This is a genomic window from Rathayibacter sp. PhB127 (assembly GCF_003751665.1).
GTDB lineage: Bacteria > Actinomycetota > Actinomycetes > Actinomycetales > Microbacteriaceae > Rathayibacter > Rathayibacter festucae.
The window spans coordinates 147,796-172,752 of sequence record NZ_RKHW01000001.1; the positions used below are offsets into that span (position 1 = coordinate 147,796).

The following is a 24,957-nucleotide window of genomic DNA, read 5'->3' on the forward strand; positions in this document are numbered from 1 at the left end:
GCGTCCGACGATCCCGTCGTGCGTCGACGACCGGCTCGGGTCAGACGGACTCGTCGCGCTTCTGCCGGGCCGGCTCGGCCGGGCGGTCGGGGCCGTTCCAGACCGAGACGATGCCCCAGGCGACCGCGGCGATCGGCACGGCGAGCACGGCGCCGACGATGCCGGCGAGCACGGTGCCGATGGTCAGGGCGATCAGCACGATCAGCGGGTGCAGCTTCAGCGACCGGGCCATCACGACCGGCTGGAGGAAGTTGCCCTCGAGCTGGTTGACGAGCACGACCACGCCGATGACGATCACCGCCGGGACGAGGCCGCCCGAGACGAGGGCGACGAGCGCGGCGAGGATGCCGGCGGCGGTCGCTCCGACGATCGGGATGAAGGCGGTGAGGAAGACGATCACGGCGAGCGGGAGGGCCAGCGGCACCTGCAGGATCGCGAGGGCGACGCCGATGCCGATCGCGTCGACCGCGGCGACGGTCGCCGTGCCGCGGATGTAGCCGCCGAGGACGTCGACGGTCTTGCCGCCGACGCGCTTGACGCGGTCGTAGCTCGAGCCGGTGAAGGGGCGGAGCAGGAACTCCCAGATCTTCGGGCCGTCCTTCATGAAGAAGAAGAGGACGACGATCATCAGCACCAGGCCGGTGACGAAGTTCGCCGCGGCCGCCGCGCCGGCGAGGGCGCCGGAGCCGAAGGAGCTCGAGGTGAGGAAGTCGACGACGCTCTGGCGGGCGTCCTCGATCTGCTGCTCGTCGATCTGGAACGGCAGGTGCTGCACGTAGTCCTGCAGCGAGGCGATGCCGTCGGAGGCGCTGCTGACCAGCTCGTCCCACTGGTTGCGGACCGCGACGGTGATCAGCCAGCCGATGGCGCCGAGGATCGCGAGCAGTCCGATCAGGGCGATCCAGGTGGCGAGGATCGACGGCACGCCCTTGCGGCGCATCCAGGCCAGGACCGGGTGGATCGCGGACGCGAGGATGATCGCGATCAGCACGGGGATCAGCACCAGCGTCAGCTGGGTCATCGCGAGGACGAGGACCGCCGCGAGCGCCAGGACGACGAGCACCTGGAGGCAGCGCAGGGCGAAGCGCCCGAGTCCGTCGGTCCACACCGTCGGCGGCCGCTCGGCGGGGGGAGTGGCCGGGGAGGCGGCCGGGGGGACGGTGCGGTCGAAGAAGCCCATGGGGGGAACCGTAGTGGAGGGACGGGGCGCGGTTCTCCCGCTTGACGACCGCGCGGTCGCCCCGGTGGCGGAGGTCGCCGGGCGGCGGCCGGATCGAGCGTGGAGTGCGGAATCGGTTGCGTCCGGCCGCCTCCACTGAGCAGAATCGCCTGTTCTGTGGCGAAATGGCGCGCAGAGGTGCGGAATCCATTGCTTCGACGACGGAATGCGCACTAGGGTCGCCGTGTCCATGCAAGCGCATGGGGTGCGGGACCCGAACCCGCGCCGCAGTCGCTCGCCGGTGCCCGCCGCCTGCCGATCAGGCGGCGGGTCCGCGCTCGTCCAGGACGGCCGCGCTACGCGGCGGGGACTCGGACGGTCAGTCCGCCCGGCTCGATCCAGGTGCGGAACGCCGACGTCGTCCCGAACGGGTCGCCGTCCAGCTCGATCTCCTGCGGCTTCTCCAGGCGCACCACGAGCTCGTGGCCCTTCACGTAGCGCAGCGCCGAGACCTCCTTCGTGAGGCCCATCAGCTTCTTCCCGACCACGCCGCTGCGGCGCAGCACGCCGTTCTCCCAGACCACCTTGAAGATGATCTGGACCCAGCCGAAGAAGCCCTCCGGGCGCAGCAGCACGATGTCGAACTCGCCGTCGTCGACCGCGGCGTCCGGCAGCAGCAGGATGTTCGCCGGCAGGGCGCCGCAGTTGCCCACGATGATCGTGTGCGCGCGCACTTTGCGCGTCTTCGCGCCGTTCAGGGAGTAGCGGAACTCGAGCTGGTTCTTGTCCAGCAGGGCCTTCCGCAGCGCGTCGACGTAGGCGAGCCAGCCGGCCCGCTTCTTCAGGTCGTCGTCGGTGTTCGCGAGCATCTTCGCGTCGATCCCGAGACCGGCCATCACGACGTAGGAGCGCCGGTCGCGGCCCTTCGACGTCTCGATGTCGATCACGCCGATGTCGATGGCGCGGTCCTCACCCGAGAAGGCGACGGTCAGCGCGTTGTCGACGTCGTCGAGCGTGAGGTTCAGATTGCGGGCGAGCAGGTTGCCGGTGCCGGAGGGCAGCAGCGCGAGCGACGCGTCCGAGTCCTGCAGCGCCTCGGCCACCACGCGCACGGTGCCGTCGCCGCCGGCCGCGATCACCATGTCGACGTCCTGCTCGAGCGCCTCCCTGGTCTGGCCGGCTCCCGGGTCCTCGACGGAGGTCTCGAACCAGAGGGTCTCGTCCCAGCCGGCGGCCTCCTGGGCGCGCGCGACGGCGGCCTTCACGGCCTCGAGGTCGACCTTGACGGGGTTGTAGACGATCGCGGCGCGGCGGAGCTCAGACATCGGCGCCGTCCTCGTCCTCGTCGAGCTCGTTCCCGTCGGCGTCGACCCGGCCCGGGCGCACGGCGGCGTCGTTGCGGATGTCGATGCGGGTGTCGCCCGCGGGGGTGGTCGTCACGTCGATGCGCGGGGCCGCGTCGGCCTCCGTCGCGTTCGGTGCGCTGGTCAGCTGGTCTCGGCGATCATCCGCCTTCTGGTCGCTCATGCCTGGACGGTAGCAGCGCGATCGCGAGCGCCGCTCGGGGTTGCGTCGGCCTCAGCGGCCGCTCTCAGCGCGGGGTCGAGCGGGCCGCCTGCAGCCCCCAGAGCACCAGCGGGATCTGCAGCGGCAGGCGCAGCAGCGTGATCGCCCGGGTCCGTGGGCGGCGGGCGTCGAGGGCCATCTGCACGTTGGCGGGGAAGACCCCGGCCATCAGGGCGGCGGAGGCGAGGCCGCCGGCGGTGCGGGTCGGCGGCCAGAGCGTCGTCGCGGCGCAGGCGAGCTCCGCGACCCCCGAGACGAGCACCCAGCCGCGGACCGAGCCGGGCATAGCCCGCGGGACGGCGCGCTCGAAGACGGCGGGGCGCGCGAGGTGGATCGCGCCCGAGACCGCCATCGCGCCGACGAGCGCGAGCGGCCCGGCGCCGAGGCGGGCGGCCCCGGCGCGGGCGGAAGCGCGTCGCCCGAGCACGCGGCGGCTCATCGTCCCTGCGCCCCGCGCTCGAGCGGAGCGACGTGGTCGAGGATCCGGCGCCACTCGCGCACCAGCGCCAGCCGCCCGGTGCCGTCGACGGTCGCGGAGCGCGCGTCGGCGAGCCGGGAGCGGAACCAGCGCGCGTCCTCCGAGCCGGCGACAGGGTCCGCGTCGCCGTTCACGATCAGGACCTCGGCCGTGACCCGGTCGAGCTCCTCCGCCCAGGAGCCGTCGCGGAGCGCGACGAGGTCGGTCGCGGCGCCGCCGGGGCCCTGGCGCCAGCCCTCGCCGAGCATCCGCTCGAGCCGGTTGCGCAGCCCACCGTGGCTCTCGAGGACCGGGTCGCCGGGGTCGACGCCGAGCGAGTCGAGGCCGGGCACGTCGGCGGGGAGCGTCGCGGCGATCCCCGCGGCGTCCTCGCCGGGCAGGGTCTGCCGCCGCTCCCACGCCGTCGTCGGGTGCACGAGCGCGCTGGCCTGCGGGGGAGCGGGGGTGCCGACGATCGCGATGCGGTCGACCAGGTCCGGGTGCCGTGCGGCGAGCGAGAGCGCGAAGGCGCCGCCGGAGCCCCAGCCGACCACGCCAACGCTGCCGAAGCGGGCGCCGTCGACGTCGCGGGCGGTGCGCTCGGAGCGGCGGAGGTACTCCGCGAGGTCGTCGGCGCGGTCCTGGACGCGGCCGTGCTGCGCGTCGACGGGATCGGAGGCGCCGTAGCCGGGGCGGTCGAGGATCAGCAGGTGCAGGCCCCACGGCCCGGTGACCAGCGGGTCGGGGTCGAAGCCGCCCGCGCCGGGAGTGGGGTGGCAGAAGACGACCAGCCGGTCCGCGATCGGGTCGCCGGCGGCCGAGACGCCCATCCCGCGTCCGGACCGCAGCTCGAATCGGTGGTTCGCCATGTCTCCTCCAGAGTGCCGCCGTCGGTCGGCGGAGCGACCCCAGTCAACCGGAGGCGCGGGGTGCGCCGCTGGGGATTGTGCGGGGGCGTGGGCATCGTGGCCTCCCCGGGCCGCCCGCCGCCACCCCCTGGCGCGGTCCGTGCGGCGCGGAGGAGAGTGGGCGTTCCGGCAGAGCGCCGGGCGAAGGGAGAGCGGCGATGAGCAGCGACAGCAGCAACGGCACGGAGGACGAGAAGACCGAGAAGACCGAGGACCTCCCCGACGGCACCGGCACCGACACCTCCAGCGGCGGCGGCGACACGGACACCGTCTCGGGCGGCGAGCCGGACGACGAGTAGTCGCCGCGGCACGCTCGGCGACGAGACGAGGGGCGCCACCGGTGATGCCGGTGACGCCCCTCTCGTCGTTCTCCGAGGTCAGACGACGGGGCCGTTGCCCTCGCTGGTGCGGCGGGTGACCTGCTCGCCGCTGGCGGGGTCGACCGCCGAGCGGGTGGTCGAGACAGCCTGGCGGCGGCGGGTCATCAGGACGAGGCCGAGGATGAGGCCCACGGCTCCGGCGGCCATCAGGATGTAGCCGACCAGCTTGAGGTCGACTCCGGCCACCTGGACGTCCACGGCGAACGCGAGGATCGCGCCGACGACGAGGAGGAAGATCCCTGCTCCGATGCTCATACGTGCTCCTTCTGCGTGCGCCGGCGTGCGCGGGAGGCGCGATGGGCACCGGCGGGTGACGCCCCACCGTAGTGCCGCGGCGCCCCGCGGCCGAAGCCCTATCCCCCACCGCCGGCCGGGGTGTAGGCGGGACATCCATGTTGATCGAGTAGCCCGCGGAGCGGGCGTATCGAGATCCACCACCGTCAGCACCAGAGTCTGCAGACCCGCCCTGCTGAGGACGTAGGTCTCGATACGCCCCTTCGGGGCTACTCGACCAGCATGAATACGCCCCTGCGGGGCTGCTCGATCCGCACGGATGCGTCCCTGCGGGGCTGCTCGATCCGCATGGATGCGTCCCTGCGGGGCTGCTCGACCAGCATGGAGGGGCCGCTCCCGCGTCCCCACGGCATTTCGCCAACAGCTTGTTGGCGAAATGCCGGCGATCACTTCGATCCTGCGTCGGCACCACCCGGAAGGGGTGCGACGGCCTGCCGGAGGACGGCTGCGAGGTCCTCGTTGCTGCCGGTGTCCTGGCTGTGGAACCTCGCCTCCACGAAGGCGTCGCGCAGTGGCGCTCCGGGCGCGAAGAGTGCTGCATCGATCTGGTAGCCCGCCTGTTCGGCGAGCTGTGAGAAGAACACGAACTGTGTGCGGGTGTTGCCCTCCCTCGCGAAGTGGATCACGTTCAGCTCGCCCCAGCTCTCGGCGAGCTCATCGATGAACTCCTCCAGTCCGAGACCACGGAGATGATCCTTGCGAGCGAGCTTCGCGTACTCGGCATCCGCCGCTTCGGAGAGGGCCGGGCCGGCAGGGTAGTAGGCGTGCCCGTCCTTCGTCATGCGCGCGCCGACCGGAGCGACCCGCTCCTGGCCCGCCCACGCGTACACGTCGTGGAAGATCGCACGATGGATCGCCTTCATGTGCGCGTAGTCGAACCGACCCTTGACGGGGTTCTCGTGCAGTTCTCGAATGCGGACAGCAGTGATCGCCTCCTCCATCGCACGCAGCTTCACCGGATCCGTCTCGCCGTAGGGCTTGCCCGGTCCTGTGAACTTGTTGCGCAGAACAGTCGTACCCGGAATGAAGTAGTCATCCCAGGTACGGAAGGTGGAACCGAGGGACATCAGCCCTGAATGTGTCGCCGAATCGCAGCGACGGCCTCGTCCCCTGTCAGCTCATGGCGCGCGGCACGCTCGATGATCGCGAGTAGTGCGGGATCCGTGACCTCGTGTCCTGCCAGCGAAAGAGCAGCTTCGGCGAACATCAGGTGCTGATCGACCTCAGCGTGATCGGGCGTGATCGCCCCGAGTGCGTGCGCCATGCCAACCTCCCTCGTGAACTCCTCTACTTTACCGGCGCCACCCGTTCCGGCGCTCAGCGGTCCGCGATGCGGAGCATCACGCGGGTGCGGTCGCCGCGGGAGACGATCCGCTCGATCACCATGAAGACGCGGTACTCGAGGCGGTACTTGCGGAGGAAGACGCGGCCGAGGCGCTCGACGGTGTCGGTGTCGGAGACGATGTGCGCCTCCGCCTCGAGGACGGTCGCGCCGTCGGCGACGCGGCCGCGGCGGTCGCAGGGGACGAGGGTCACCCGCGGGTCGTTGCGCAGGCGCTTGACCTTGCCGCTCTTGCGGGGAGTCGTGACGATCAGGTCCGCGCCGTCCCGGGCGATCCACACCGGCGTCGACACTCCGACGCCCGTCTTCCGGAAGGTCGTGAGCGAGACGAACGAAGCGTCGGAGAGGGCCGCGAGAGCGGGCGAGAGGGTCATCCTCGAAGAGTAGGGGTGCGCGGGAGCGACTCCGCAAGCCTCCCTGGCAGCTCCGATCGCCGCCGTAGGGTGGAGGCATGACCGACCCGTCCCCCCTGATCGGTCCGATCCCGGCGCCCGAGCTCCACGTCATGACGTACAACATCCGCCGCCGCATGCCCCGCCTGACCGCCCGCGCGGTCGACCAGTGGGAGCGCCGGAAGCCCCTCGTGCGCCGGCTGCTGCAGGAGGAGAGCCCGTCGATCCTTGCGGTGCAGGAGGCGCTGCCCGATCAGGCGCAGTGGGTGCACGAGTCGCTCGGCGCCTCGTTCGAGGGCATGGGCTTCGGCCGCGACGCCGACCGCGGCGGTGAGCGGGTGATGCTCTTCGTCGACCGGAGCCGCTTCGCGGTGCGCGACTGGTCGCAGATCGCGCTGTCCGCGACTCCGGACGTCGCCGGCTCGCGCAGCTGGGGCAACCGGATCCCGCGCACCGCGGTGATCGCCGAGCTGACCGACCACGCGACGAACCGCGAGTTCACCGTCGTCGCGACGCACTTCGATCACCTCTCGCGGCGCTCGCGACTGCGCTCGGCCGAGCTGGTCGCCGAGCGGATCACCGACCTCGGCCGGCCCGCGATCGTGATGGGCGACACCAACACCGACGTCGGCACGGAGCCGTACCGGGCGCTGCTGGACGAGGGCGGGCTCGCGGACTCCTGGGTCGTCGCCGGCACGCACCTCACCCCGCACTGGGGCACCTACTCCAACTACCGCCCGCCGAAGGCCGGCCGCCGCATCGACTGGCTCACGGTCAGCGCCGGGGCCTTCGAGGTCGTCTCGGCGGCGATCAACGCGACCCGCTACGACACGGCGCCGGGCTCGGACCACGAGGCGGTCCAGGCCGTCCTCCGCTTCACGAAGCCGTGACCCGACCCGCCGTGAGAGCCCGCCCCGAGAACGAGCCCGTCCTGATCTCGACCTTCATGGAGCCCCCGCGCACCCGGGGCGAGTGGTTCGCCGACGCGGTCCGCGCCCTCGGCGCCGTGAGCATCGTCGCCGCGATGATCGGCTGGGATCTCGTCGACGTCGCCGTGCTCGCCCTCGCCGCGATCGGGCTGGTGCTGCCGCGGTTCCTCGGGATCCGCCCGGCGCTGGACGCCACCTTCGGACTCGCTCTGCTGGTCGCGTCCTGGAGCAGCGTGCTCGGGCTCTACCAGGCCTGGGCGTCGTGGGACCTCGTCGTGCACTTCGTGCTGAACGGGCTGGTCGCGGCCGTCGCCTACATCGTCGCCGCGCGCGCCGGCGTGGTTCCGACGGTCGCCGGCGACCGCGGTCCGCTCGCCCCGGCGATCGTGCTCTGCGCCTGCTTCGGCCTGTCGATGGGCGTGGTCTGGGAGTGGGGCGAGTGGGCCGGGCACCGCTTCGTCGACCCGTCGATCTTCGTCGGCTACGAGGACACGCTGGGCGACCTCGCGGCCGGCGCGGCCGGCTCGATCGCGGCCGGTGCGCTGATGCGCTTCTGGTCGGCGAAGAGCCGCGTCGTCGGCGGCTGACACTCGCCGGCCGGTGCTCCCGCTCGTCAGCAGACGGCGCGCAGCGCCTCGAGGACGACCGCCCGCGCGGGGTTCCCGCGGCCCGAGCGGCGCCAGGCGGCGCTGACGACCCTGGTCGAGACCGGGTCGACCGCGGGGACGGCGACCACCGCCTCCGGGAGCGGCTCGCGGCCGAGCCGCGGGACCAGCGCGACGGCGGCGCCCGCCTCGACCAGGGCGATGTGGGTGCTGAAGTCCTCGTCGTAGTAGGCGATGTCGGGCTGGCGCCCGGTGCCGGCGAAGGTGCGCAGCAGCCAGGCGTGGCAGATCGCACCCGCCGGGATGCTCACCCAGGTCTCGTCCGCGAGCCGGCTCGGCGCGATCTCGGCGCTGCCGGCGAGGGGGTGCGCCCGGTTCAGGAGGACGTCGGCGCGGTCCTCAAGCAGGATCTCGGTCTCGACGGTGTCCGGCGGGAGCTCGAGGGCCAGGCCCGGCCAGTCGTGCAGGATCGCCAGGTCGGCGGCGCCGCGCTCGAGCCGCCGCGACGCCTCCCACGGGTCGAGCTCGTCGAGGGTGAGCCGGAGCCGCGGCGCCCGCTCGCGGATCCGCGCGAGGGCGGGGACGAGCAGGCCGCGCATCGCGGTCGAGAACGCGACGACCCGCAGTGTGCCGGTCACCTCCTCCGCGGGGACGGTGCCGAGGTGCCCGAGCGCCTCCAGCTCGGCGAGGAGGCGCTCGCCGCGGTCGGCCAGGGCGCGGCCGTGCTCGGTGAGCAGCACGCCGCGGCCGGAGCGCTCGGCGACGGCGCCGCCGGACTGGCGCTCGAGGCGCTTGAGCTGCTGCGAGACGGCCGACGGGGTGTAGCCGAGCGCGTCGGCCGCGGCCGCGACCGTGCCGCAGTCGCGGACGGCGATCAGGGCGCGGAGCGCGGACGGCTCGATCATGCGGGGCTCGCGATCCCTGCAGCGCGTTCGATCATGCAGCGACGCTACCGGGTCGACGGTGCGGACCGGCGCTGGTGCTGCCGGGTCATCCGCGCTTGTCTGGGGGCATGACCCGCCGGCACAGCCTCCTCGCCCTCCTCGTCGTGCTGCTCTGGGGGCTGAACTTCGTCGTGATCGACGTGGGGCTCGCGGACGTGCCGCCGCTGCTGTTCCTGGCGATGCGGTTCACGGTGGTCGCGGTGCCGGCCGTGTTCCTCGTGCCGCGGCCGCAGGCGCCGCTGCGGACGGTCGCGACCATCGGCGCGTTCATGAGCCTGGGGCAGTTCGCGCTGCTCTACCTGGCGCTGGCGCTGGGGATGCCCGCGGGGCTCGCGTCGCTGGTGGTGCAGGCGCAGATCGTGCTGACGGTGCTGATCGCGGCGGTGCTGCTCCGGGAGCGGCCGACGCGGCGGCAGAGCATCGGCCTGGTGGTCGGCGTCGCGGGGCTCGTGGTCGTCGCCCTCTCGCACGGGGCCGTCGCGCCCTGGCTGCCGTTCGTGGTCTGCCTCGGCGGCGCGCTCTCCTGGGCGATCGGCAACGTGCTGACCCGGCGGGCGAAGGGCGCCTCGGGGCTCTCGCTGGTGGTCTGGTCGGCGCTGGTCGTGCCGATCCCGGCGCTGCTGCTCTCGCTGCTGGTCGACGGCGGGCCCGCGATCGCGACGGCGCTCCAAGGGCTCTCGCTCCTGGCGGTCCTCAGCACGCTCTACACGGCGGTGTTCGCGTCGCTGATCGGCTACGGCATCTGGAACTCGCTGCTCGCCCGCTACCCGGCCGCGTCGGTCGTGCCGTTCACGCTGCTGGTGCCGGTGGTCGGCGTGCTGTCGGCGTGGGTGCTGCTGGGCGAGGTCCCGTCGGCCGGCGTGCTGATCGGCGGCGCGGTGATGGTCGCGGGCCTCGCGGTCGCGACGATCCGCCGCGGCCGGCGCGATCCCGTCCTCGCCGCTGTCGGCGGTCCGGCGTAGTGTCGCCCGCATGTGCGGACGCTTCGCGATGGATTCCGAGACCGACGCCCTGATCGCGGAGTTCGTCGCGGCGGGCGGCCGGGCGGCCGACTGGGCGCCCGACTTCAGCGTCGCGCCGACCGATGCGGCGCCGATCGTGCGCGAGCACAGGCACGAGGAGTCGCTGGAGCGCGAGATCGAGCTCGCCTCCTGGGGGTTCCGGCCGTCCTGGGCGAAGGGGAAGGGGCCGTCGCCGATCAACGCGCGGCTCGAGACGGTCGCCTCGAACGGTCTGTTCCGCGGGGCGTTCGCCAAGCAGCGCGCCATCGTGCCGATGCGCGGCTACTACGAGTGGGAGGCGCGCGCCGACGGCAAGCAGCCGTGGTTCCTGCACGGCGAGGAGCCGATCCTCGCCGCGGCGGGCCTGTACGCGGCGCGCAAGGAGGGCGACGAGTGGCGGGTCTCCTTCACGATCATCACCCGCGAGGCGCGGGACGCCTCCGGCGAGGTGCACGACCGGATGCCCGTCTTCCTCACGCCCGACGTCCGCGACGCCTGGCTGAGCCCGGAGCCGCTCGCCTCCAGCGAGGAGATGCTCGCGACCCTCGACCGCGCGTCGGTCGCGGTCGCCTCGACCATCACCGCCTACCCGGTCGACCGCCGCGTCAACAACGCCCGGACGGTCGACCGCCACGACCCGGGCCTGCTCGACCCGGTCCTCTGAGGCACGCCTTGCCGGAGAGCGGGGGCGGTCGCCACATCTCGCGCCAGGCAGCACTCCGCCCGGTCTGTCGGTGACCGTCGCGAATACCCTCGCCGGATGTGTTTCGCGCGCCTGTCTTTCCCCGTCCCCGCACCCGACATCTGTGCTGAGGCGGATCCGTCGGCTCTGACCGACGAGATCATGGCCGAGATCGAGAAGGGCCAGCAGCTCGCCGACCATTTCCCCTCGAGGGAGGCCCTCGATCGCGGTCGCCGCGTTCTGGTCGGCGAGCTTTCCATAAGCGACGCTCGACGGGAATTGCGCGTGAAGCACACCGCGTCAGGCGAAACGCGAATGCGCACGCATTTGCGTACGCAACTGTACGCTGAGGCCATGACTTCCCGCAGCCTGCCTACGTCTCGTGCCGTGCCCGTGCTGTCCTTCCGCGAGGCGCGCGACGAACTCGGCCGTGCCGTCGGCCGCTTCCGCGAGGACGCCGACGCCGAGATCGTCGTGTTCGGGTCGCATCGGCGAGCGGAAGCGGCGATCGTGCCGATCGCCGTGGTCGACCAGCTCCTCTCTCGTCTGGACGACGAGGAGATCGCGGCACTCGTGCGGGAGCGCCGGGACATGGAGAGCGAGCCGCTCTCGGACGTCGCCGCTCGATTCGGCGTATTCCTCGACGAATCGTGAGAATGAAGCTCGACGCTCTGAAGCCCGGCTTCGGCGACGACCTCGACGATCTCATCGCACGTGAAGGCGGCGGTGCAGCTTCTCCGCACCCTCTCGCCGTCCGCGTCATAGGCCTGCTCGCACTGGTGGCCTCCGGCGATCTCGCAGGTCTCCCTCTCGAGGGGCGGAAGTCCACAGCCGACCTGAGCGACTGCCGCAAGATCTACTTCGACCTCGATCCGCGTGAACTGCGGCCACGGTTCAGACTCGTCTACCGGCTCCTGCCGAACGAAGACCGAGCGACGCGGGTGCAGGCGGTGGCTGTCGGTCGCCGTGCCGATCTCGACGCGTATGCACGAGCGGCTCGAAACCTCGGAAGGCCCTGAGGCATCCCCGGGCGACGACGTGGTCACCCGGGGGGCAAGTCGCGTTACTTTGTTCCGGCGTGGCCCGGGAACGGCTTGCCGTTGAGCGAGACCTCGTCGGGGTCGACCTCGGCGGTGCCGACGTCGTCGGCGCCGCCGGTGCCGGGGACGGAGACGACCTCGGCCGAGCCGGAGACCTCCGTCCGGCTGGTGGTGGGGTCCTGCTCCTGGCGGACCTCAGTCTCGCGCTCGCTGCCGGGGGATTCGGCGCGGTCCTTCTCGACCTGCTCGCTGCTGGTCCGCGTCGCCGGAGCCGCGCCGTCCGTCGCGCCGATCGTCGATCCCTGCTCGTGCTCGTCCATGTGCCTCTGCCTTTCGTCGGGACCAGCCACGCTACGCGCGGCCTCTCGGGCGAGCACCCGCTTGACAGCTCGCGGGCCCCGAGTCGAGCCCTGCGGCTCGGAAGACGGACGTACTACCCTGGGGAGACGGTCGCACCGGGGGGCGCGGCGTTGCCGCAGCATCCGCCCGAGGAGGAACCGTGTCATCCCACCGAACGGGCGAGAACCGCGTCGTCGGCACGACGATCGGCGGTCGCTACACGATCGAGGAGCTGATCGGCCGGGGCGGGATGGCCACCGTGTACCGGGCCCGCGACGGGATCCTCGGCCGCTCGGTGGCGCTGAAGATGTTCGCGCCGGGCATCGACGACGCGCAGGACCTCCAGCGCAAGTCCTCCGAGATCCGGCTGCTCGCGGCCCTCAACCACCCCGCGCTGGTGACCCTGTACGACGCCGACGACGGCGGCGACGATACCGGCGGCCAGGCCTACATGGTGATGGAGCTCGCCGAGGGGCCGAGTCTCGCGGAGCGGCTGGCCAGCGGGCCCGTCCTGCCGAACGACGTCGCGTCGATGGCCGCCGACCTCGGCGAGGCCCTGCACACGGTGCACGCGGCCGGAGTGGTGCACCGCGACGTGAAGCCCTCCAACGTGCTGCTCGTGCCGAGCCCGCTGACGAGCCGCGAGTTCCGCCCCAAGCTCGCCGACTTCGGCATCGCCTACCTGATCGACGCCACCCGGATCACCTCGCCCGGCACCCTGATCGGCACCGCCGCGTACCTCAGCCCCGAGCAGGCGCACGGCGACGTGCTGACCTCGGCGAGCGACGTCTACTCCCTCGGCCTGGTGCTGCTCGAGTCGCTGACCGGGCGCCGCCCCTTCACCGGATCGGCGATCGAGGTCACTCTCGCGCGCCTGCTGCGCGACCCAGAGGTGTCGGACTCGCTCGGCGGCGGCTGGTCGGCGCTGCTGAACGCGATGACGCGGCGCGAGCCGGCCGAGCGGCCCACGGCGATCGAGGTCGCGGAGTCGGCGCGCGCGCTGATCGATCCGCGCCGCGACGGACCGCCGACGGCGATCGTCGTCCCCGACGTGCCGGTCCGGGAGCCCGCCGGGCCGCCGCCGACCGAGCGGATGCCCGCGACCGAGCGCTTCGCTCCGACCGCGGCCGCGACCGAGCTGCTGGACGCGACGTCGGTGCTGCCCGTGGGGGCGACCGAGCTGCTGCCCGGCGCCGCTCCCGCGACCGCGACGACCACGCGGGTCGCGCCGAGCGCGCCGGTCACCCCGCCCGCCTCCGTCGCGCGTCGCCGCACCGGGCCGAGCCCGTGGCTGATCGTCGTGGTGCTCGCGCTGGTCGCCGTCGCGGTCGGCCTCGTGATCGTCCTGTTCGACGGTCCGCAGTCGCCGCTGCCCGCCGTCGACGGGGAACTCGGCGAGCACCTCCGTCAGCTGCGCGAGAGCATCCGCTCGTGAGGGGCGCGAATCGGACAGGTCTGCGACTGCGGGCCGGGGGTGCGGTGCTCGCCGCCGTCCTCGTGCTGTCGGGCTGCTCCGCCGCGGATCCGTCCATCGACGACGGCACCGCGCAGGCCCTCGACGACGCGGTCGTGGCGGTCGCCGAGAAGGCGTCGGCCGACGACTGGGCCGGAGCGCTCACCGAGCTCGACGCGCTCCAGGCGACGCTCGACGCGGCGGTCGCCGGCGGGAACGTCCGGGAGGACCGGGCCACGTCGATCCAGGCTCAGGCCGACCTCGTGCGCGCCGACCTCGCGGCGCTGATCGCCGCCGTGCCGGAGCCCGAGGAGTCGACCGAGCCCGAGCCGGAGGAGACCACTCCCGTCGAGGAGGAGCCACCGGCCGAGGAGACCCCGGAGGAGGAGACGCCGGCCCCGGTCGAGACTCCCGAGGAGGAGCCGTCGCCGACGCCCGAGGAGACCGAGCCGGTGGAGCCGACCGAGCCTCCGGAGGAGGAGTCGCCGGCACCTGCCGCGACGACGCCGGCCGCCGGTGCGCCCGCCGTGCAGGCGCCCGCGACGCAGGCTCCGGTCGAGGAGCCGGTCGAGGGGCCGGGGGACTCCGGCGGGAACGGCGGCGGGAACGGCAATGGCCGCAGCCCGGAGAGCGGTCAGAACCCCGGCAACGGGAACGGCCCGGGGAAGGGCTGAGCCCCTCCGCTCCCGCGACCTACTCCTCCGTGCGGACGACCGCGTAGGACGCGTCGAGGTCGACGTCCACGTCCGTGCCGTCGGCGCGGGTGACCTCGACGTCGAAGGCGTGGTCGGCGTCGTCGCTGCGCTCGGCCTCGGTGACCGTGCCGCCGCCGATCGCGGCGATCGCGGCCTCGCTCGCGCGGGTCAGCTCGTCGCCGACGAGGTCGTCGGGGTCGACCGCGTCGGTGGTGCCGGTGGTGCTGTCCTCGGTGGTGCCGGTCGTGCCGTCGTCCGTGCTGCCGTTCGTGCCGCCGTTCGCACTGCCGGTGCCGCGCACCGCGTCGTCGTCCGGGTCGACGACCAGCACGCCGAAGGAGTCGTCGAGCCGCACGTCGTACTCGAGGCCGTCGTCGCCGCGCAGCTCGAGCTCGTAGCCCGGCGTGCCGTCGTCGTCGCGCTCGGCCGAGGTGACGGTCCCGCCGCCGATCTCGGCGATCGCGACCTCACTGGCGCGGTCGAAATCGGCGCCGGTCAGCGCGTCCGAGCGCTCGAAGCCGTCGGTCGTGGCGAAGGCGATGCCCGTGCCGGCTCCGACGAGCACGATCGCGCCCGCGACTCCGACGATGATCCCGGTCTTCTTCTTCATGATCCGCTCCGTCTCCGGCGCCGTTCCTCGACGCCGCAGCCACTGTCCCGCGGCGCCGCTGAAGCCAGCCTGAAGCGGAGCGGACCCGGCGCCGGTCAGCGCAGCGGCACCCGCAGCGTCACTCGCGCGCCGCCCCACGGCGACTCCTCGATCGCGACGCTCCCGCCGTGCGCCGCCGCGATCTCGGCGACGATCGCGAGCCCGAGACCCGAGCCGCCGGCGTCGCGAGCGCGCCCCTCGTCCAGCCGCACGAAGCGCTCCAGCACCCGCTCGCGGTCGGCCGCGGGGATCCCCGGCCCGTCGTCGTCGACGGCCAGCACCGCGGAGTCGCCCTCCCCGCGGGTCGCGATCGCCAGCCGCGCGGCCCGGTGCCGCACCGCGTTGTCGACGAGGTTCCGCAGCGCCCGCCCGAGCAGCGCCTCGTCCGCCACCGCCTGCACCGGTGAGACGCCCGAGGCGTCCACGGCGATCCCGGAGTCGCGCAGCCGCCGCACCTCGCGCAGCGCCAGGTCGTCGAGGTCGACCGGGGCCGCGAGCACCGCCAGCCGCGCCTCGTCGGCGCGCGCGAGCAGCAGCAGGCCCTCGATCAGCCCGCCCATCCGCACCGACTCCTCGGCGACCGTCGTCGCCAGCCGGGCCGCGTCGAGCCGGTCGGGGTGCGCGAGCGCGACCTCGGCGCTCTGCCGCAGGGCCGCGACCGGCGAGCGCAGCTCGTGCGAGGCGTCCGAGACGAACCGGCGCTGCCGCTCCTGGCCGTCCTCGAGGCGGCCGAGCATCCGGTTCAGGGTCTGCGCGAGCCGGTCGATCTCGTCACCGGAGCCGGGCTCCGCGACGCGGCGATAGAGGGCCGCGGCGGTCACCGCGTCCGCCTCCGCGCGCATCCGGTCCACCGGCCGCAGCGCCCGGCCGACGACGATCCAGCAGACGATCGCGACGAAGGCGACCAGCAGCGGGACGGCGACGGCCAGCAGACCGGCGGTCGTCGCGAGCGCCTCCGCGCGGCCCTCGTCGGGCACGCCGACGACCAGGAGCGCGCCGTCGTCGAGCTCCTGGGTCGCGACGACCAGCGGATCCTCGTCCGCGGGCGTCGTCGTGAACGGCTCGTCGCGCTCCTCGGTCGCGAGCGCCGGCAGGTCGTCGGCGTCCTCGCCCGCGGCGACCACGCGCCCTTCGACGACCAGCTGGACCACGCCCTCCGAGGCCCGGACCGCGTCGGCACCGCCGCGCTCGACCAGCGTCGCGACCCGCTCGGCCTCGGTCTCGGCGGCCGTCGCGGCGCTGCCGGCGAGCACGGAGGAGAGCACCAGCAGGAAGCCGGCCGCACCGAGCACCGCCGCGAGGGCGACCACGGCGGTCGCCGCGAGCGTGATCCGGGAGCGCAGGGAGCGCCGCCGCGTCGTCCCGCCGGCGCGGCTCGTCACGGCAGCACCGAGTAGCCCGCGCCGCGCTGGGTGCGGATCGTCTCGCGGCCGAACGGCCGGTCGATCTTGTTGCGGAGGGTCCGGATGTAGACCTCGACGATGTTGGGATCGCCGTCGAAGTCGAAGTCCCAGACCGCGCCGAGCACGTCGCGCTTGGACACGACGTCGCCCGCCCGCGAGACGAGGTACTCCAGCACGCTGAACTCGCGGGCCGTGAGCGGGATCGCGACCCCGCCCCGCTCCACCCGGCGCGCGGCCGGATCGAGCACGAGGTCGCCGACGGTCAGCACGGTCGGCCGTTCGGCGGCGCCGCGGCGGATCAGCGCCCGCAGCCGCGCGACCAGCACGGGGAAGGAGAACGGCTTGGTCAGGTAGTCGTCCGCGCCGGTGTCGAGCGCCTCGACCTGGTCGAGGTCGCCGTCCTTCGCGGTGAGCATCAGGATCGGCGTCCAGTCCTCGGCCGCGCGCAGCCGCTCGCAGACGCGGAAGCCGCTGATGTCGGGGAGCATCAGGTCGAGCACGATCGCCGCGTACTCCGCCTCCTGCGCGAGCCAGAGCGCGTCGGTGCCGTTCGTCGCCGTGTCGACCGCGAAGCCCTCGCCCTGCAGTCCCGCCTCGAGCGCGCCCAGCAGGTTGATCTCGTCGTCGACGATGAGGATGCGGATGGGAGCCTCCCGGTCTCGGCGCGGACGCCCAGGTTAACCCGCGCGTTCCCCGCGTGCGCTAAGACGGTCCGGTGACAGCCGACGCCTCCCTCGCCCGCCGCCTCGGCCTCCGCGACGCCGTCGTGATCGGGCTCGGCTCGATGATCGGCGCCGGTCTCTTCTCGGCCTTCGCCCCCGCCGCCGCGGCGGCCGGGCCGTGGCTGCTGGTCGGCCTCGCGCTGGCCGCGATCGTCGCCTGGGCGAACGCCTCCTCCACGGCGCAGCTCGCCGCGCAGTACCCCCGCTCGGGCGGCGCCTACCTCTCCGGCCGGGAGCGGCTGGGCGAGTGGCCCGGCTTCCTGGCCGGCTGGAGCTTCGTCGTCGGCAAGACCGCGAGCTGCGCCGCGATGGCGCTGACCGTCGCCGCCTACGCCGCGCCCGCGGGCTGGGAGCGACCGGTCGCGGTCGCCGCGGTCGTGGCGCTCGTCGCGGTGAACGTCCTCGGGGTGACCCGCACGGCGCTCGCGACGCGGATCCTGCTCTCGATCGTGCTCGTGGTGCTCGTCGTCGCGATGGCGGCGGCAGCGGCGTCCGGACCGGCGTCCGTCACCGGCGCCGATCGGCCGTTCGACGCCTACGGCGTGCTGCAGTCGGCCGGTCTGCTGTTCTTCGCCTTCGCCGGCTACGCCCGCCTCGCGACGATGGGGGAGGAGGTGCGCGACCCCGCCCGCACGATCCCGCGCGCGATCCTCGGCGCCCTCGTGCTCGCGGTCCTGCTCTACACCGTCGTCGGCGCCGGGCTGCTCGCGGCGCTCGGACCGGAGCGGCTCGCCGCCTCGACGCAGCCCCTCGTCGACGCGGCCGCCGCCTGGCCGTGGACCGCGGTGCCGATCCGCGTGGGCGCCGCGGCGGCGAGCCTCGGCGCGCTGCTCGCGCTGATCGCGGGCATCGGCCGCACGAGCCTGGCGATGGCGCGGAACGGCGATCTGCCGCGGGCGCTCGCCGTGATCGACCCGATCCGCAGCGTCCCGCGCCGCGCCGAGATCGCCGTCGGCCTGATCGTCGTCGTCCTGGTGCTCGTCGCCGACCTGCGCTCGGCGATCGGCTTCTCCTCGTTCGGCGTGCTGCTCTACTACCTGGTCGCGAACGTCGCGGCGCTGACTCAGGAGGCCCCGCACCGCCGCTACCCGCGCCCGCTGGCGGTGGTCGGCGTCGCCGGCTGCCTCCTGCTCGTGGCGACCCTCCCGCCCGCCTCGATCGCGGGCGGCGTCGCGGTGCTCGCCGTCGGCGCCGCCTACCGGGCAATCGCTTTGTCGCGTGCGCGGCCCGACGGGAGCGCGACCGAGCCGGTCAGGGTCGCTCCGCGAGAGTAGCCGTCACGTCTTCCAGCGCCTGGACCCAGCGGGCTGTCGCGGCGCATCTGATCCTGCAGAGGTCGATCATCTTCGCGAGGTCGTCTGCAAGATCGCGGGCGAAGATCGGCTCGTGATGCGCGATCCGGTTGCGGAGGCGTCGAATCGTCTCCAGGTCGTTGTAGATCCTCGCGCGAAGCTGCTGCGGACTGTCGGTGTCGGCGTGCGGGAAGAGTGCGGCGATCTGCCGATTCCAGACGCGCTGATCGTGACGTGCGGTGAACATCGTCTGCCAGAACATGAACTTCAGCTCCGCGATGACCTTCCCGGTCGAGTGCTCAACGGCTCTCACGCTCCTCAGGTTCCGCCGTGCGTTGAAGGCGGGTCCACCACTGTCCGGCAGACTCTGCTCGAAGGTGGCGTTCCACGGCCACCGTGGGCCGTACTTGGCGGTCAGCGCGTCATCGACCGCGTTCCGCGTCGAGACCTCGGCGAAGTGCGCGGGGAGCATCAGTGCTGACGAGATCCGGGCGTTCCAGCCGTACAGCTCGACCGCCCTCGCCTGGTCGCCGGCCGCTGCCACCAGGTACGTTCCCATGCGGGGTGCGCTGAGCGCTGCGCAGATCGCCGGGACGTTCTGAGGCGTGGCGCGCGGCATGAAGCGAGGGTACAATCGCTCCCAAGAGCTGCGAGACCTGCTGGCTTCGGCCTCCCCTTGCAGACAATCGAATCAGAAGAGGGATCCCCGCGGGGGTCCCTCTTCTCGTTTCCGCGCCACTGCCGCAGCCGTGTCGCTCAGTCGCGGGTGCGGCGGAGCAGCCAGACGAAGTAGGGCGCGCCGACCAGCGCGATCATCAGCCCCGCGGGCAGCTGCGACGGCGCGATCAGCGTGCGGCCGAGGGTGTCCGCGACGAGGACGAGCAGGCCGCCGAGCAGCATCGCGACCGGGACGATGCGCCCGTGCCGCGCGCCGACCAGCGTCCGGGCCAGGTGCGGCGCGACCAGACCGACGAAGCCGACCGTGCCGACGGCGACGACGGCCAGCGAGGCGAGCACGGCGGCGAGGGCGAGCACGCCCAGGCGGGTGCGCTCGGTCCGGACGCCGAGGATCCGCGGCGTGTCCTCGTCGATCGCCAGCAGGTCGAGGCGGCGGCGCAGCCCGAGGAGCACCGGCAGCAGCACCAGGATGCCGAGCGCGACCGGCAGCACGTCCGGGAGCGAGCGGCCGTAGGTCGTGCCGGAGAGCCAGGTGAGGATCCGCGGGGTCCGCCACGGGTCGGAGCTCAGCAGCAGGAAGGCGGTCACGGCGCTCAGGGCGTAGCCGGCACCGATGCCGACGAGCACGAAGCGGTCCGGCTGCAGCCCGCCGCGCCAGGAGAGCAGCGCGATCGCGCCGAAGGTCGCGAGCCCCGCGGCGATCGCCATCGCGATCAGCACCGGTCGGCCGCCGCCGCCCAGCCCGGTGGTGACGACGATCACGGCACCGAGCCCGGCGCCGGCCGTGATGCCGAGCAGCCCCGGCTCCGCCAGCGGATTGCGCACGGTGCCCTGCACGGCGGTGCCGGCGAGGGCGAGCGCCCCGCCCGCGAGCACGGCCGCGGCGATGCGCGGCGCCCGCTCGTCGAGGGCGCGGGCGACGAGATCCGGTGCCGCGCTCTGCAGCCAGAGGACGACGTCGCCGAGCCGCAGCTGCAGGCTCCCCGCGAGCAGGGCGAGCACGATCGTCACGGCGAGCAGGACGGCGACGACCCCGAGCACGACCCGGAACCGCCGCGCCGTCCGCAACGTCGAGCGGACCGTCCGCGCCGATCGCGCCGCACCGGCGTCGCGCATCCGCAGGGCGAGCACCACGATGACGAGGCCGCCGAGCACCGCGGTGGGGATGCCCGTCGGGATGGCCGTGGCTCCCTCCGGGCTGAGGATCGCGCGCAGCAGCGCGTCGGCGAGCACGATCAGCGCGGCGCCGATCAGCGCCGACGCGGGCACCAGGAAGACGTGGCGGCGCAGCGCCGGCACCCGCGCGGCCAGGAGCCGAGTGAGGACGGGGGCGCCGAGGCCGACGAAGGCGATCGGCCCGGCCAGGGTGACCGACGTGCTGGTGAGCAGGACCGCGCAGAGCACGGCGAGCGCCCGCGTCGAGCGGACCGGGACGCCCAGCGAGGCGGCGCCGTCCTCGCCGAGGCCGAGCACGTCGAGGCGGCGCGAGAGCAGCAGCGCGAGCGCGAGGACGACGACGATCAGCGGAGCGGCGCGCGCCGACGCGTCGATGTTGAGCTGCCCGAGCGAGCCGCTGCCCCAGGCGAAGAGCCCGGTGGTGTTCTCCCGGAAGAGGATCAGCAGCATCGCGGTGCCGGAGTCGAGTGCCATCGCGATGGCCGAGCCGGCCAGGATCAGCCGGGTGCTGGAGGTGCCCGCGGCCCGCCCGGTGAGCGCCAGCACCAGCGCCGCCGCGGCGAGACCGCCGAGGAAGGCGACTCCGCTGGACGCCCAGAGCGGCACGGTCAGCGAGAAGGCGGCCACCGCGGTCAGGGCGAAGTAGGCGCCCGCGGTCACCGCGAGCGTGTCGGGGGAGGCGAGCGCGTTGCGCGAGATCGACTGCAGCAGCGCGCCGGCGGCGCCGAGAGCCAGGCCCACGGCGATGCCCGCGCACAGGCGCGGCAGCCGCGAGCCGGTGAAGACGTCGCCCGCCGAGACTCCGCCGACCGACACGTCCTCGCCGAGCAGGGCGCGCAGCAGCCCGTCCGCGCCGATGCCCGAGGTGCCCTGGGTCAGGTGCCAGAGCCCGATGAGCACGACCGCGACGGCGAGGGCCGCGAGCACGCCGACGCCGCCGAGCGCCGCGCGCCGCCCGGAGGGGGCGGTCGCGCTGCGCTCGGCGGCGGTCGGCGTCGTCGTCACTCGCCGACGATGACGTCCACGAAGGCGTCGATGGCCTGCTCGCCCGACTTCGGTCCGCCCGCGCCCCAGACGCCGGGCGGGAACTCGAAGGCGCGCCCCTGCTGCACGGCGGGCAGCGCGGACCAGACCGGGCTCTTGGCGAGCTCGGTGACGTAGCTGTCGGGCGTGCCGTCGTTGGAGTAGACGAGGTTCGCCTCGCCGACCGCGGTCAGCCCCTCGATGTCGGTCTGCGCGAGTCCGTAGGAGGGGTCGACGCCGCCGCTGCCGTAGGAGTCGTTGATCTCGTCGGTCCAGGCGCCCTCCAGGCCCAGCTCCTCGCCCAGCTCGGTGAACAGCGCGCCCTTCCCGTAGGGGCGGATGACGACGTTGCCGCTCTCGATCCAGCCGTCGAAGAAGACGAACTCCGGTGTCGCGAGCGCCGCCTCGGCGACCTCGGTCTTGGCGTCGGCGAGGTGCTGGTCGAACTCGGCGAGCACCGCGTCGGCGCGCTCGCTCCGGCCGGTGGCCTCGCCCAGGAGCGAGAACACCTCCTTCATGTTGTCGATCTGGCCGCTCGCGTCCGCGCCGATGGTGGCGAGCACGGGCACGTCGCGCTCCTCGAGCTGGGCGAGCAGCTCGTCGTCGGCGCTGTACGCCTCCATCACGATCAGGTCGGGGTCGAGGCCGTAGAGGGTGTCGAGGTCGGGCTCGCCGCGCTCGCCCACGTCCGCGGTGCTCGCGGGCAGCGTCTCGGCGCTGACGTAGGTGGCGTAGTCCTCGGTCGAGGCGGCGCCGACCGGGGCGACGCAGAGCGTCAGGAGGTCCTCGGTCTGCTGCCACTCCAGCACGACGATCCGCTCGGCGGGCGCGTCGAGCTCGACCGTGCGGCCGAGGCTGTCGGTGAGCGAGACGGCGCCGGTGGCGGTCGCGGTGTCGTCGGCGGCGCACTCGGCGGAGTCGACGGTGCCGGCCGCGTCGGCGCTCTCGACGGCGGTGGTGCCGCAGCCGGTCAGCAGGAGCACTCCGACGGCGGCCGCGGCCAGGGCGGCGGGGAGGAGGGGGGCGCGGGTCATTCTTCGGTTTCCTCTCGGGAACGGGCGGGGGTCTGGTCGTGCAGGCGGACGCTGTGCCGGCTGACGGGGTCGATGCGCAGGTGTCCGGTCCGCTCGTCCACGGCGACCTCGACCCGCAGTCCGTAGGCCGCCTCGATGTGCTCGGCGGTGAGCACCTCGACGGGAGCGCCCTCGGCGAGGACGCGCCCGTCGCTGAGCAGCAGCAGGCGGTCGGCCACGCGCGCGGCGTGGTCGAGGTCGTGCAGCACGACGCCGACGGCGGCCCCGTGCACCTCGGCGAGATCGCGGATCAGATCGAGCGTCTCCACCTGGTAGCGCAGGTCGAGGTGGTTGGTCGGCTCGTCGAGCAGCACCACACCGGTCTCCTGCGCGAGGCAGGCCGCGAGCCAGACCCGCTGCAGCTCGCCGCCGCTGAGCTCGCCCGCCGCGCGCTCCGCCATCGACAGCACCCCGGTGGTGGCCATCGCCTGCTCCACCGCCTCGCGGTCGCGGGCGGACGGCCCGGCGAAGGCCCGACGGTGCGGGTGGCGGCCAAAGGCCACGACCTCCCGGACGCTGAGGCCCTGCGGGGCGGTGCGGCTCTGCGCGAAGAGGGTCACCTCGCGGGCGAAGTCGCGGCTGCTCAGCGCGGTCGCGGGGCGGTCGCCGTCGAGGACGACGGCGCCGCCGCTCGGGGCGTGCAGTCGCGCCAGGGCGCGCAGCAGCGTCGACTTGCCCGAGCCGTTCGGCCCGACGAGCGCGGTCACCCGGCCGGGCTCGAGCTGCACCGAGACGCCGTCGACGACGGTGCGCCGGCCGAAGCCGAGCACGAGCTCGGTGCCGGCGAGGCGCGAGGACGCGCGCGCGGGCTCGGGGGAGGGAGGCATGGGAGGAGCGGATTCCTGCGTCGGAGGGGGAAGCGGGAGGGGATCCGCTGAGTAAGGGTTGGCTTACCTTCCTCAGGCTAGGCGGCCACCCCACCGTCCGCAATCGACTGCCGACGACACCGGATAGAGCGTTCCGGCCAGGTGCGGCCGCAACCGGTCAGGAAGCGGCCGTGCGCTGATCCTGCGCGAACGCACCCGGTGTGGTCCCCATCACCCGCTTGAACGCCGCGATGAAGGTGCTCGGGTGAGTGTGGCCCATCAGCTCCGAGACGTCCTGCACGCTGCGCCCCTCCGCCAGCAGCGCGAGCGCCCGGTGCGCCCGCAGCGCCTGCCTCCACTGCAGGAACGACAGCCCGGTCTGCGCGCGGAGGACCCGCGAGAGGGTCCGCTCGCCGACGCCGAGGTGCTCCGCCCAGTCGGCGAGCGTCCGCCGGTCGGTCGGGTCGTCGAGGAGGGCCGCGACCAGGGGCGCGAGCCGCTCGCCCTGCGGCACGGTGACGGAGTACTGCTCCGCCGACGGCGCGATCACGTCGAAGACCACCGCCTCCGCCCGCAGTCGCGCCGCCGCCTCGAGGTCGGTCCGCGCGAGCCGGGTGAGCAGCGCGGCGAGCACCGGGGTGATCTCGACGAGGACCGGCGACGTGATCGGCACGGGCGAGCGCTCCGGATCGAACAGCGCGTCGCAGAGCGCGGTGCGCGCGGTCGTCCGCCCGGCGTGCTCCGTGCCGGCCGGGATCCAGACGCCGAAGCCGTCCGGCACGGTCAGGATCCGGTGCTCCAGCCGGACGGTCATGGTGCCGCCGCGGACCCAGACCAGCTCGTGCAGCGCGTGCCGGTGCGGCGCGAACTCGTGCGGCGCCTCGAGCCGGACGCTGCCGGCCGCGATCGCGAACGGCTCGGCGATGCGCGTCGGCGCACCGGTGTCCGCGACGACGACGGTGCTCGGCTCGCGCCGCCAGGTGCCCCGCGCGCTGTCCTCGTCCATGCCCACGATCTTAGGAAGCGTCCGCGCCGGGCAGACTGTCCCGGTGACCGCAGCGCAGATCTTCCGCGACCGCCTCGTCGAGCACATCGACGCCGTCGGCTTCGGTGCGCACGGCCTGCACGTGCTGATCGGCGACGACACGGCCGAGCACCGCTGGACGCCGGACGTCCGCGAGGACGTGCACTCCGTCGCCAAGGGCGTCTGCGTGCTGGCCACGGGCCTGGCCGTCGACGAGGGCCTGATCTCCCTCGACGAGCCGCTGGGATCCCTGACCGCCGATGTCACTGCGGACCTGGGCGAGGGAGTCGCCGAGCTCACGCTGCGCCGGCTGCTCAGCATGACCAGCGGCATCGACCTGCCCTGGTCGCCGACCCTGATGACGGACTGGCCCGACCTCGCCGTCGAGTTCCTCCGCCGGCCCTCCGCCGGGCCCGTCTTCCAGTACTCCAACGCCAGCAGCTACACCGCGATGCGGCTCCTGGAGACGCGGGTCGGCGACGTGGGCGAGTACGTCGACCGCCGCCTGCTGCAGCCGCTCGGGATCGAGGGCGCGGAGTGGGAGCGCTGCCCGAACGGCCGCATCGTCGCAGGCAGCGGACTGGCGCTCCGCACGGAGGAGAGCGCCCGGATCGGCCGCCTGATCCGCGATCGCGGCCTCTGGCGCGGCGCACGGATCCTCGCGCCCGAGTGGAGCGATCTGATGCACTCCGACTGGGTCGCCGCGGGCACCGGCCTGGGCTACCGGCGCTACGCCCTCGCCGGCTGGGACGGCCCCGGCGCGAGCTGGCGCCTGCACGGCGCCTACGGCCAGCTGCTCGTCTTCGCCGGCGACGCGGTGGTGACGATCAGCGCCGACGACCATCCGGGCGCCGACGCGATCGCCGCGTTCATCGCGGCGGAGCGGGCGGCCGCCCAGCACTGACGGCCGGCCCGCACCCGCGGA

30 protein-coding genes are annotated in these 24,957 nt (G+C 73.7%); 11 read left to right on the forward strand and 19 right to left on the reverse strand.

Annotation, left to right across the window (positions count from 1 at the left end; all coding sequences use genetic code 11):
• Nucleotides 1-40: 40 nt before the first annotated feature.
• From EDF22_RS00750 to EDF22_RS00770, 5 genes are all read right to left on the reverse strand, one after another.
• Nucleotides 41-1,180 carry an AI-2E family transporter gene (locus EDF22_RS00750; RefSeq protein WP_123701646.1) on the reverse strand — a complete coding sequence of 380 codons (1,140 nt, stop codon included), beginning with the start codon at nucleotides 1,178-1,180 and terminating at the stop codon, nucleotides 41-43.
• A 335-nt stretch (nucleotides 1,181-1,515) separates the two neighbouring features.
• Nucleotides 1,516-2,484 carry a diacylglycerol kinase family protein gene (locus tag EDF22_RS00755; RefSeq protein WP_123701648.1) on the reverse strand — a complete coding sequence of 323 codons (969 nt, stop codon included), beginning with the start codon at nucleotides 2,482-2,484 and terminating at the stop codon, nucleotides 1,516-1,518.
• Nucleotides 2,477-2,686 carry a multidrug transporter gene (locus EDF22_RS00760; protein ID WP_123701650.1) on the reverse strand — a complete coding sequence of 70 codons (210 nt, stop codon included), beginning with the start codon at nucleotides 2,684-2,686 and terminating at the stop codon, nucleotides 2,477-2,479. Before EDF22_RS00760 ends, EDF22_RS00755 begins: the two co-directional genes overlap by 8 nt.
• A gap of 64 nt (nucleotides 2,687-2,750) precedes the next feature.
• Nucleotides 2,751-3,152, reverse strand: coding sequence for a hypothetical protein (locus EDF22_RS00765; protein WP_260301951.1), 402 nt, complete (start codon nucleotides 3,150-3,152; stop codon nucleotides 2,751-2,753).
• A gap of 8 nt (nucleotides 3,153-3,160) precedes the next feature.
• The gene (locus tag EDF22_RS00770) at nucleotides 3,161-4,051 is read right to left on the reverse strand and encodes an alpha/beta fold hydrolase (RefSeq protein ID WP_123701652.1); all 891 of its coding nucleotides are present in this window, start codon (nucleotides 4,049-4,051) and stop codon (nucleotides 3,161-3,163) included.
• Nucleotides 4,052-4,248: 197 nt separating this feature from the next.
• On the opposite strand from EDF22_RS00770, the gene EDF22_RS20615 reads away from it, so the two are divergent.
• Nucleotides 4,249-4,389, forward strand: coding sequence for a hypothetical protein (locus tag EDF22_RS20615; RefSeq protein ID WP_159423548.1), 141 nt, complete (start codon nucleotides 4,249-4,251; stop codon nucleotides 4,387-4,389).
• A gap of 78 nt (nucleotides 4,390-4,467) precedes the next feature.
• On the opposite strand, the gene EDF22_RS00775 is transcribed toward EDF22_RS20615, so the two are convergent.
• The 4 genes from EDF22_RS00775 to EDF22_RS00790 form a co-directional block, all read right to left on the reverse strand.
• On the reverse strand, nucleotides 4,468-4,725 hold the full coding sequence (locus EDF22_RS00775; protein ID WP_123701654.1) for a DUF6458 family protein: 258 nt from the start codon (nucleotides 4,723-4,725) through the stop codon (nucleotides 4,468-4,470).
• Nucleotides 4,726-5,150: 425 nt separating this feature from the next.
• On the reverse strand, nucleotides 5,151-5,831 hold the full coding sequence (locus EDF22_RS00780; protein ID WP_123701656.1) for a Fic family protein: 681 nt from the start codon (nucleotides 5,829-5,831) through the stop codon (nucleotides 5,151-5,153).
• Nucleotides 5,831-6,028, reverse strand: a complete 198-nt coding sequence (locus EDF22_RS00785; protein WP_123701658.1) for an antitoxin VbhA family protein — start codon at nucleotides 6,026-6,028, stop codon at nucleotides 5,831-5,833. Before EDF22_RS00785 ends, EDF22_RS00780 begins: the two co-directional genes overlap by 1 nt.
• 53 nt (nucleotides 6,029-6,081) lie before the next feature.
• A complete protein-coding gene (locus EDF22_RS00790; RefSeq protein ID WP_123701660.1) occupies nucleotides 6,082-6,480 on the reverse strand; it encodes a PPOX class F420-dependent oxidoreductase in 399 nt (132 codons plus the stop codon).
• A 77-nt stretch (nucleotides 6,481-6,557) separates the two neighbouring features.
• Here EDF22_RS00790 and EDF22_RS00795 point away from each other — a divergent pair, with 77 nt between their 5' ends.
• Both EDF22_RS00795 and EDF22_RS00800 read left to right on the forward strand, forming a co-directional pair.
• Nucleotides 6,558-7,388 (forward strand): endonuclease/exonuclease/phosphatase family protein, encoded by an 831-nt coding sequence (locus EDF22_RS00795; RefSeq protein WP_123701662.1) that lies wholly within the window; start codon nucleotides 6,558-6,560, stop codon nucleotides 7,386-7,388.
• Nucleotides 7,385-8,014: a hypothetical protein gene (locus EDF22_RS00800; protein ID WP_123701664.1), complete on the forward strand. Its 630-nt coding sequence runs from the start codon at nucleotides 7,385-7,387 to the stop codon at nucleotides 8,012-8,014. Before EDF22_RS00795 ends, EDF22_RS00800 begins: the two co-directional genes overlap by 4 nt.
• Before the next feature lie 26 nt (nucleotides 8,015-8,040).
• On the opposite strand, the gene EDF22_RS00805 is transcribed toward EDF22_RS00800, so the two are convergent.
• Nucleotides 8,041-8,937 (reverse strand): LysR family transcriptional regulator, encoded by an 897-nt coding sequence (locus EDF22_RS00805; protein WP_123701665.1) that lies wholly within the window; start codon nucleotides 8,935-8,937, stop codon nucleotides 8,041-8,043.
• Between the two features lie 107 nt (nucleotides 8,938-9,044).
• On the opposite strand from EDF22_RS00805, the gene EDF22_RS00810 reads away from it, so the two are divergent.
• The 4 genes from EDF22_RS00810 (at nucleotide 9,045) to EDF22_RS00825 (ending at nucleotide 11,678) form a co-directional block, all read left to right on the forward strand.
• Nucleotides 9,045-9,938: an EamA family transporter gene (locus EDF22_RS00810; RefSeq protein WP_123701668.1), complete on the forward strand. Its 894-nt coding sequence runs from the start codon at nucleotides 9,045-9,047 to the stop codon at nucleotides 9,936-9,938.
• A 10-nt stretch (nucleotides 9,939-9,948) separates the two neighbouring features.
• A complete protein-coding gene (locus EDF22_RS00815) occupies nucleotides 9,949-10,641 on the forward strand; it encodes an SOS response-associated peptidase (protein WP_123701670.1) in 693 nt (230 codons plus the stop codon).
• 96 nt (nucleotides 10,642-10,737) lie between these two features.
• Complete coding sequence (locus tag EDF22_RS00820) at nucleotides 10,738-11,313, forward strand: hypothetical protein (protein WP_123701672.1); 576 nt, start codon at nucleotides 10,738-10,740, stop codon at nucleotides 11,311-11,313.
• A gap of 2 nt (nucleotides 11,314-11,315) precedes the next feature.
• Nucleotides 11,316-11,678, forward strand: coding sequence for a hypothetical protein (locus EDF22_RS00825; protein WP_260301966.1), 363 nt, complete (start codon nucleotides 11,316-11,318; stop codon nucleotides 11,676-11,678).
• A gap of 44 nt (nucleotides 11,679-11,722) precedes the next feature.
• Here the strand turns inward: EDF22_RS00825 and EDF22_RS00830 are convergent, their stop codons facing one another.
• Complete coding sequence (locus tag EDF22_RS00830; protein WP_123701674.1) at nucleotides 11,723-12,019, reverse strand: hypothetical protein; 297 nt, start codon at nucleotides 12,017-12,019, stop codon at nucleotides 11,723-11,725.
• Between the two features lie 179 nt (nucleotides 12,020-12,198).
• Here EDF22_RS00830 and EDF22_RS00835 point away from each other — a divergent pair, with 179 nt between their 5' ends.
• A complete protein-coding gene (locus EDF22_RS00835; protein WP_123701676.1) occupies nucleotides 12,199-13,473 on the forward strand; it encodes a serine/threonine-protein kinase in 1,275 nt (424 codons plus the stop codon).
• Complete coding sequence (locus EDF22_RS00840; RefSeq protein ID WP_148059070.1) at nucleotides 13,470-14,165, forward strand: hypothetical protein; 696 nt, start codon at nucleotides 13,470-13,472, stop codon at nucleotides 14,163-14,165. The genes EDF22_RS00835 and EDF22_RS00840 overlap by 4 nt, the downstream gene beginning before the upstream one ends.
• 19 nt (nucleotides 14,166-14,184) lie before the next feature.
• On the opposite strand, the gene EDF22_RS00845 is transcribed toward EDF22_RS00840, so the two are convergent.
• From EDF22_RS00845 to EDF22_RS00855, 3 genes are all read right to left on the reverse strand, one after another.
• Nucleotides 14,185-14,796: a PepSY domain-containing protein gene (locus EDF22_RS00845; RefSeq protein WP_123701680.1), complete on the reverse strand. Its 612-nt coding sequence runs from the start codon at nucleotides 14,794-14,796 to the stop codon at nucleotides 14,185-14,187.
• 95 nt (nucleotides 14,797-14,891) lie between these two features.
• Nucleotides 14,892-16,217 carry a cell wall metabolism sensor histidine kinase WalK gene (locus EDF22_RS00850; protein WP_123701683.1) on the reverse strand — a complete coding sequence of 442 codons (1,326 nt, stop codon included), beginning with the start codon at nucleotides 16,215-16,217 and terminating at the stop codon, nucleotides 14,892-14,894.
• On the reverse strand, nucleotides 16,214-16,882 hold the full coding sequence (locus EDF22_RS00855) for a response regulator transcription factor (RefSeq protein ID WP_123701685.1): 669 nt from the start codon (nucleotides 16,880-16,882) through the stop codon (nucleotides 16,214-16,216). Before EDF22_RS00855 ends, EDF22_RS00850 begins: the two co-directional genes overlap by 4 nt.
• 71 nt (nucleotides 16,883-16,953) lie before the next feature.
• On the opposite strand from EDF22_RS00855, the gene EDF22_RS00860 reads away from it, so the two are divergent.
• Nucleotides 16,954-18,234 (forward strand): APC family permease, encoded by a 1,281-nt coding sequence (locus EDF22_RS00860; protein WP_123701687.1) that lies wholly within the window; start codon nucleotides 16,954-16,956, stop codon nucleotides 18,232-18,234.
• Here EDF22_RS00860 and EDF22_RS00865 read toward each other — a convergent pair.
• From EDF22_RS00865 to EDF22_RS00885, 5 genes are all read right to left on the reverse strand, one after another.
• Nucleotides 18,212-18,871 (reverse strand): hypothetical protein, encoded by a 660-nt coding sequence (locus EDF22_RS00865; protein WP_123701689.1) that lies wholly within the window; start codon nucleotides 18,869-18,871, stop codon nucleotides 18,212-18,214. The two genes, EDF22_RS00860 and EDF22_RS00865, sit on opposite strands and share 23 nt — an antisense overlap.
• Nucleotides 18,872-19,008: 137 nt before the next feature.
• The gene (locus tag EDF22_RS00870; protein ID WP_123701691.1) at nucleotides 19,009-21,111 is read right to left on the reverse strand and encodes an iron ABC transporter permease; all 2,103 of its coding nucleotides are present in this window, start codon (nucleotides 21,109-21,111) and stop codon (nucleotides 19,009-19,011) included.
• Nucleotides 21,108-22,163 carry an ABC transporter substrate-binding protein gene (locus tag EDF22_RS00875; protein WP_123701693.1) on the reverse strand — a complete coding sequence of 352 codons (1,056 nt, stop codon included), beginning with the start codon at nucleotides 22,161-22,163 and terminating at the stop codon, nucleotides 21,108-21,110. The genes EDF22_RS00870 and EDF22_RS00875 overlap by 4 nt, the downstream gene beginning before the upstream one ends.
• Nucleotides 22,160-23,029 carry an ABC transporter ATP-binding protein gene (locus tag EDF22_RS00880; protein ID WP_123701695.1) on the reverse strand — a complete coding sequence of 290 codons (870 nt, stop codon included), beginning with the start codon at nucleotides 23,027-23,029 and terminating at the stop codon, nucleotides 22,160-22,162. The genes EDF22_RS00875 and EDF22_RS00880 overlap by 4 nt, the downstream gene beginning before the upstream one ends.
• A 157-nt stretch (nucleotides 23,030-23,186) precedes the next feature.
• On the reverse strand, nucleotides 23,187-24,014 hold the full coding sequence (locus EDF22_RS00885; RefSeq protein ID WP_123701697.1) for a helix-turn-helix domain-containing protein: 828 nt from the start codon (nucleotides 24,012-24,014) through the stop codon (nucleotides 23,187-23,189).
• A 43-nt stretch (nucleotides 24,015-24,057) separates the two neighbouring features.
• Here EDF22_RS00885 and EDF22_RS00890 point away from each other — a divergent pair, with 43 nt between their 5' ends.
• Nucleotides 24,058-24,936: a serine hydrolase gene (locus EDF22_RS00890; RefSeq protein ID WP_123701699.1), complete on the forward strand. Its 879-nt coding sequence runs from the start codon at nucleotides 24,058-24,060 to the stop codon at nucleotides 24,934-24,936.
• Nucleotides 24,937-24,957 lie beyond the last annotated feature (21 nt).

Coding starts and splice junctions, on each gene's coding strand:
- EDF22_RS00770 (WP_123701652.1), bottom strand. CDS start 4,051: ATGGCGAACCACCGATTCGAGCTGCGGTCCGGACGCGGGATGGGCGTC.
- EDF22_RS20615 (WP_159423548.1), top strand. CDS start 4,249: ATGAGCAGCGACAGCAGCAACGGCACGGAGGACGAGAAGACCGAGAAG.
- EDF22_RS00815 (WP_123701670.1), top strand. CDS start 9,949: ATGTGCGGACGCTTCGCGATGGATTCCGAGACCGACGCCCTGATCGCG.
- EDF22_RS00780 (WP_123701656.1), bottom strand. CDS start 5,831: ATGTCCCTCGGTTCCACCTTCCGTACCTGGGATGACTACTTCATTCCG.
- EDF22_RS00775 (WP_123701654.1), bottom strand. CDS start 4,725: ATGAGCATCGGAGCAGGGATCTTCCTCCTCGTCGTCGGCGCGATCCTC.
- EDF22_RS00825 (WP_260301966.1), top strand. CDS start 11,316: ATGAAGCTCGACGCTCTGAAGCCCGGCTTCGGCGACGACCTCGACGAT.
- EDF22_RS00885 (WP_123701697.1), bottom strand. CDS start 24,014: ATGGACGAGGACAGCGCGCGGGGCACCTGGCGGCGCGAGCCGAGCACC.
- EDF22_RS00875 (WP_123701693.1), bottom strand. CDS start 22,163: ATGACCCGCGCCCCCCTCCTCCCCGCCGCCCTGGCCGCGGCCGCCGTC.
- EDF22_RS00750 (WP_123701646.1), bottom strand. CDS start 1,180: ATGGGCTTCTTCGACCGCACCGTCCCCCCGGCCGCCTCCCCGGCCACT.
- EDF22_RS00845 (WP_123701680.1), bottom strand. CDS start 14,796: ATGAAGAAGAAGACCGGGATCATCGTCGGAGTCGCGGGCGCGATCGTG.
- EDF22_RS00755 (WP_123701648.1), bottom strand. CDS start 2,484: ATGTCTGAGCTCCGCCGCGCCGCGATCGTCTACAACCCCGTCAAGGTC.
- EDF22_RS00810 (WP_123701668.1), top strand. CDS start 9,045: ATGACCCGCCGGCACAGCCTCCTCGCCCTCCTCGTCGTGCTGCTCTGG.
- EDF22_RS00785 (WP_123701658.1), bottom strand. CDS start 6,028: ATGGCGCACGCACTCGGGGCGATCACGCCCGATCACGCTGAGGTCGAT.
- EDF22_RS00760 (WP_123701650.1), bottom strand. CDS start 2,686: ATGAGCGACCAGAAGGCGGATGATCGCCGAGACCAGCTGACCAGCGCA.
- EDF22_RS00880 (WP_123701695.1), bottom strand. CDS start 23,029: ATGCCTCCCTCCCCCGAGCCCGCGCGCGCGTCCTCGCGCCTCGCCGGC.
- EDF22_RS00790 (WP_123701660.1), bottom strand. CDS start 6,480: ATGACCCTCTCGCCCGCTCTCGCGGCCCTCTCCGACGCTTCGTTCGTC.
- EDF22_RS00820 (WP_123701672.1), top strand. CDS start 10,738: ATGTGTTTCGCGCGCCTGTCTTTCCCCGTCCCCGCACCCGACATCTGT.
- EDF22_RS00830 (WP_123701674.1), bottom strand. CDS start 12,019: ATGGACGAGCACGAGCAGGGATCGACGATCGGCGCGACGGACGGCGCG.
- EDF22_RS00865 (WP_123701689.1), bottom strand. CDS start 18,871: ATGCCGCGCGCCACGCCTCAGAACGTCCCGGCGATCTGCGCAGCGCTC.
- EDF22_RS00795 (WP_123701662.1), top strand. CDS start 6,558: ATGACCGACCCGTCCCCCCTGATCGGTCCGATCCCGGCGCCCGAGCTC.
- EDF22_RS00805 (WP_123701665.1), bottom strand. CDS start 8,937: ATGATCGAGCCGTCCGCGCTCCGCGCCCTGATCGCCGTCCGCGACTGC.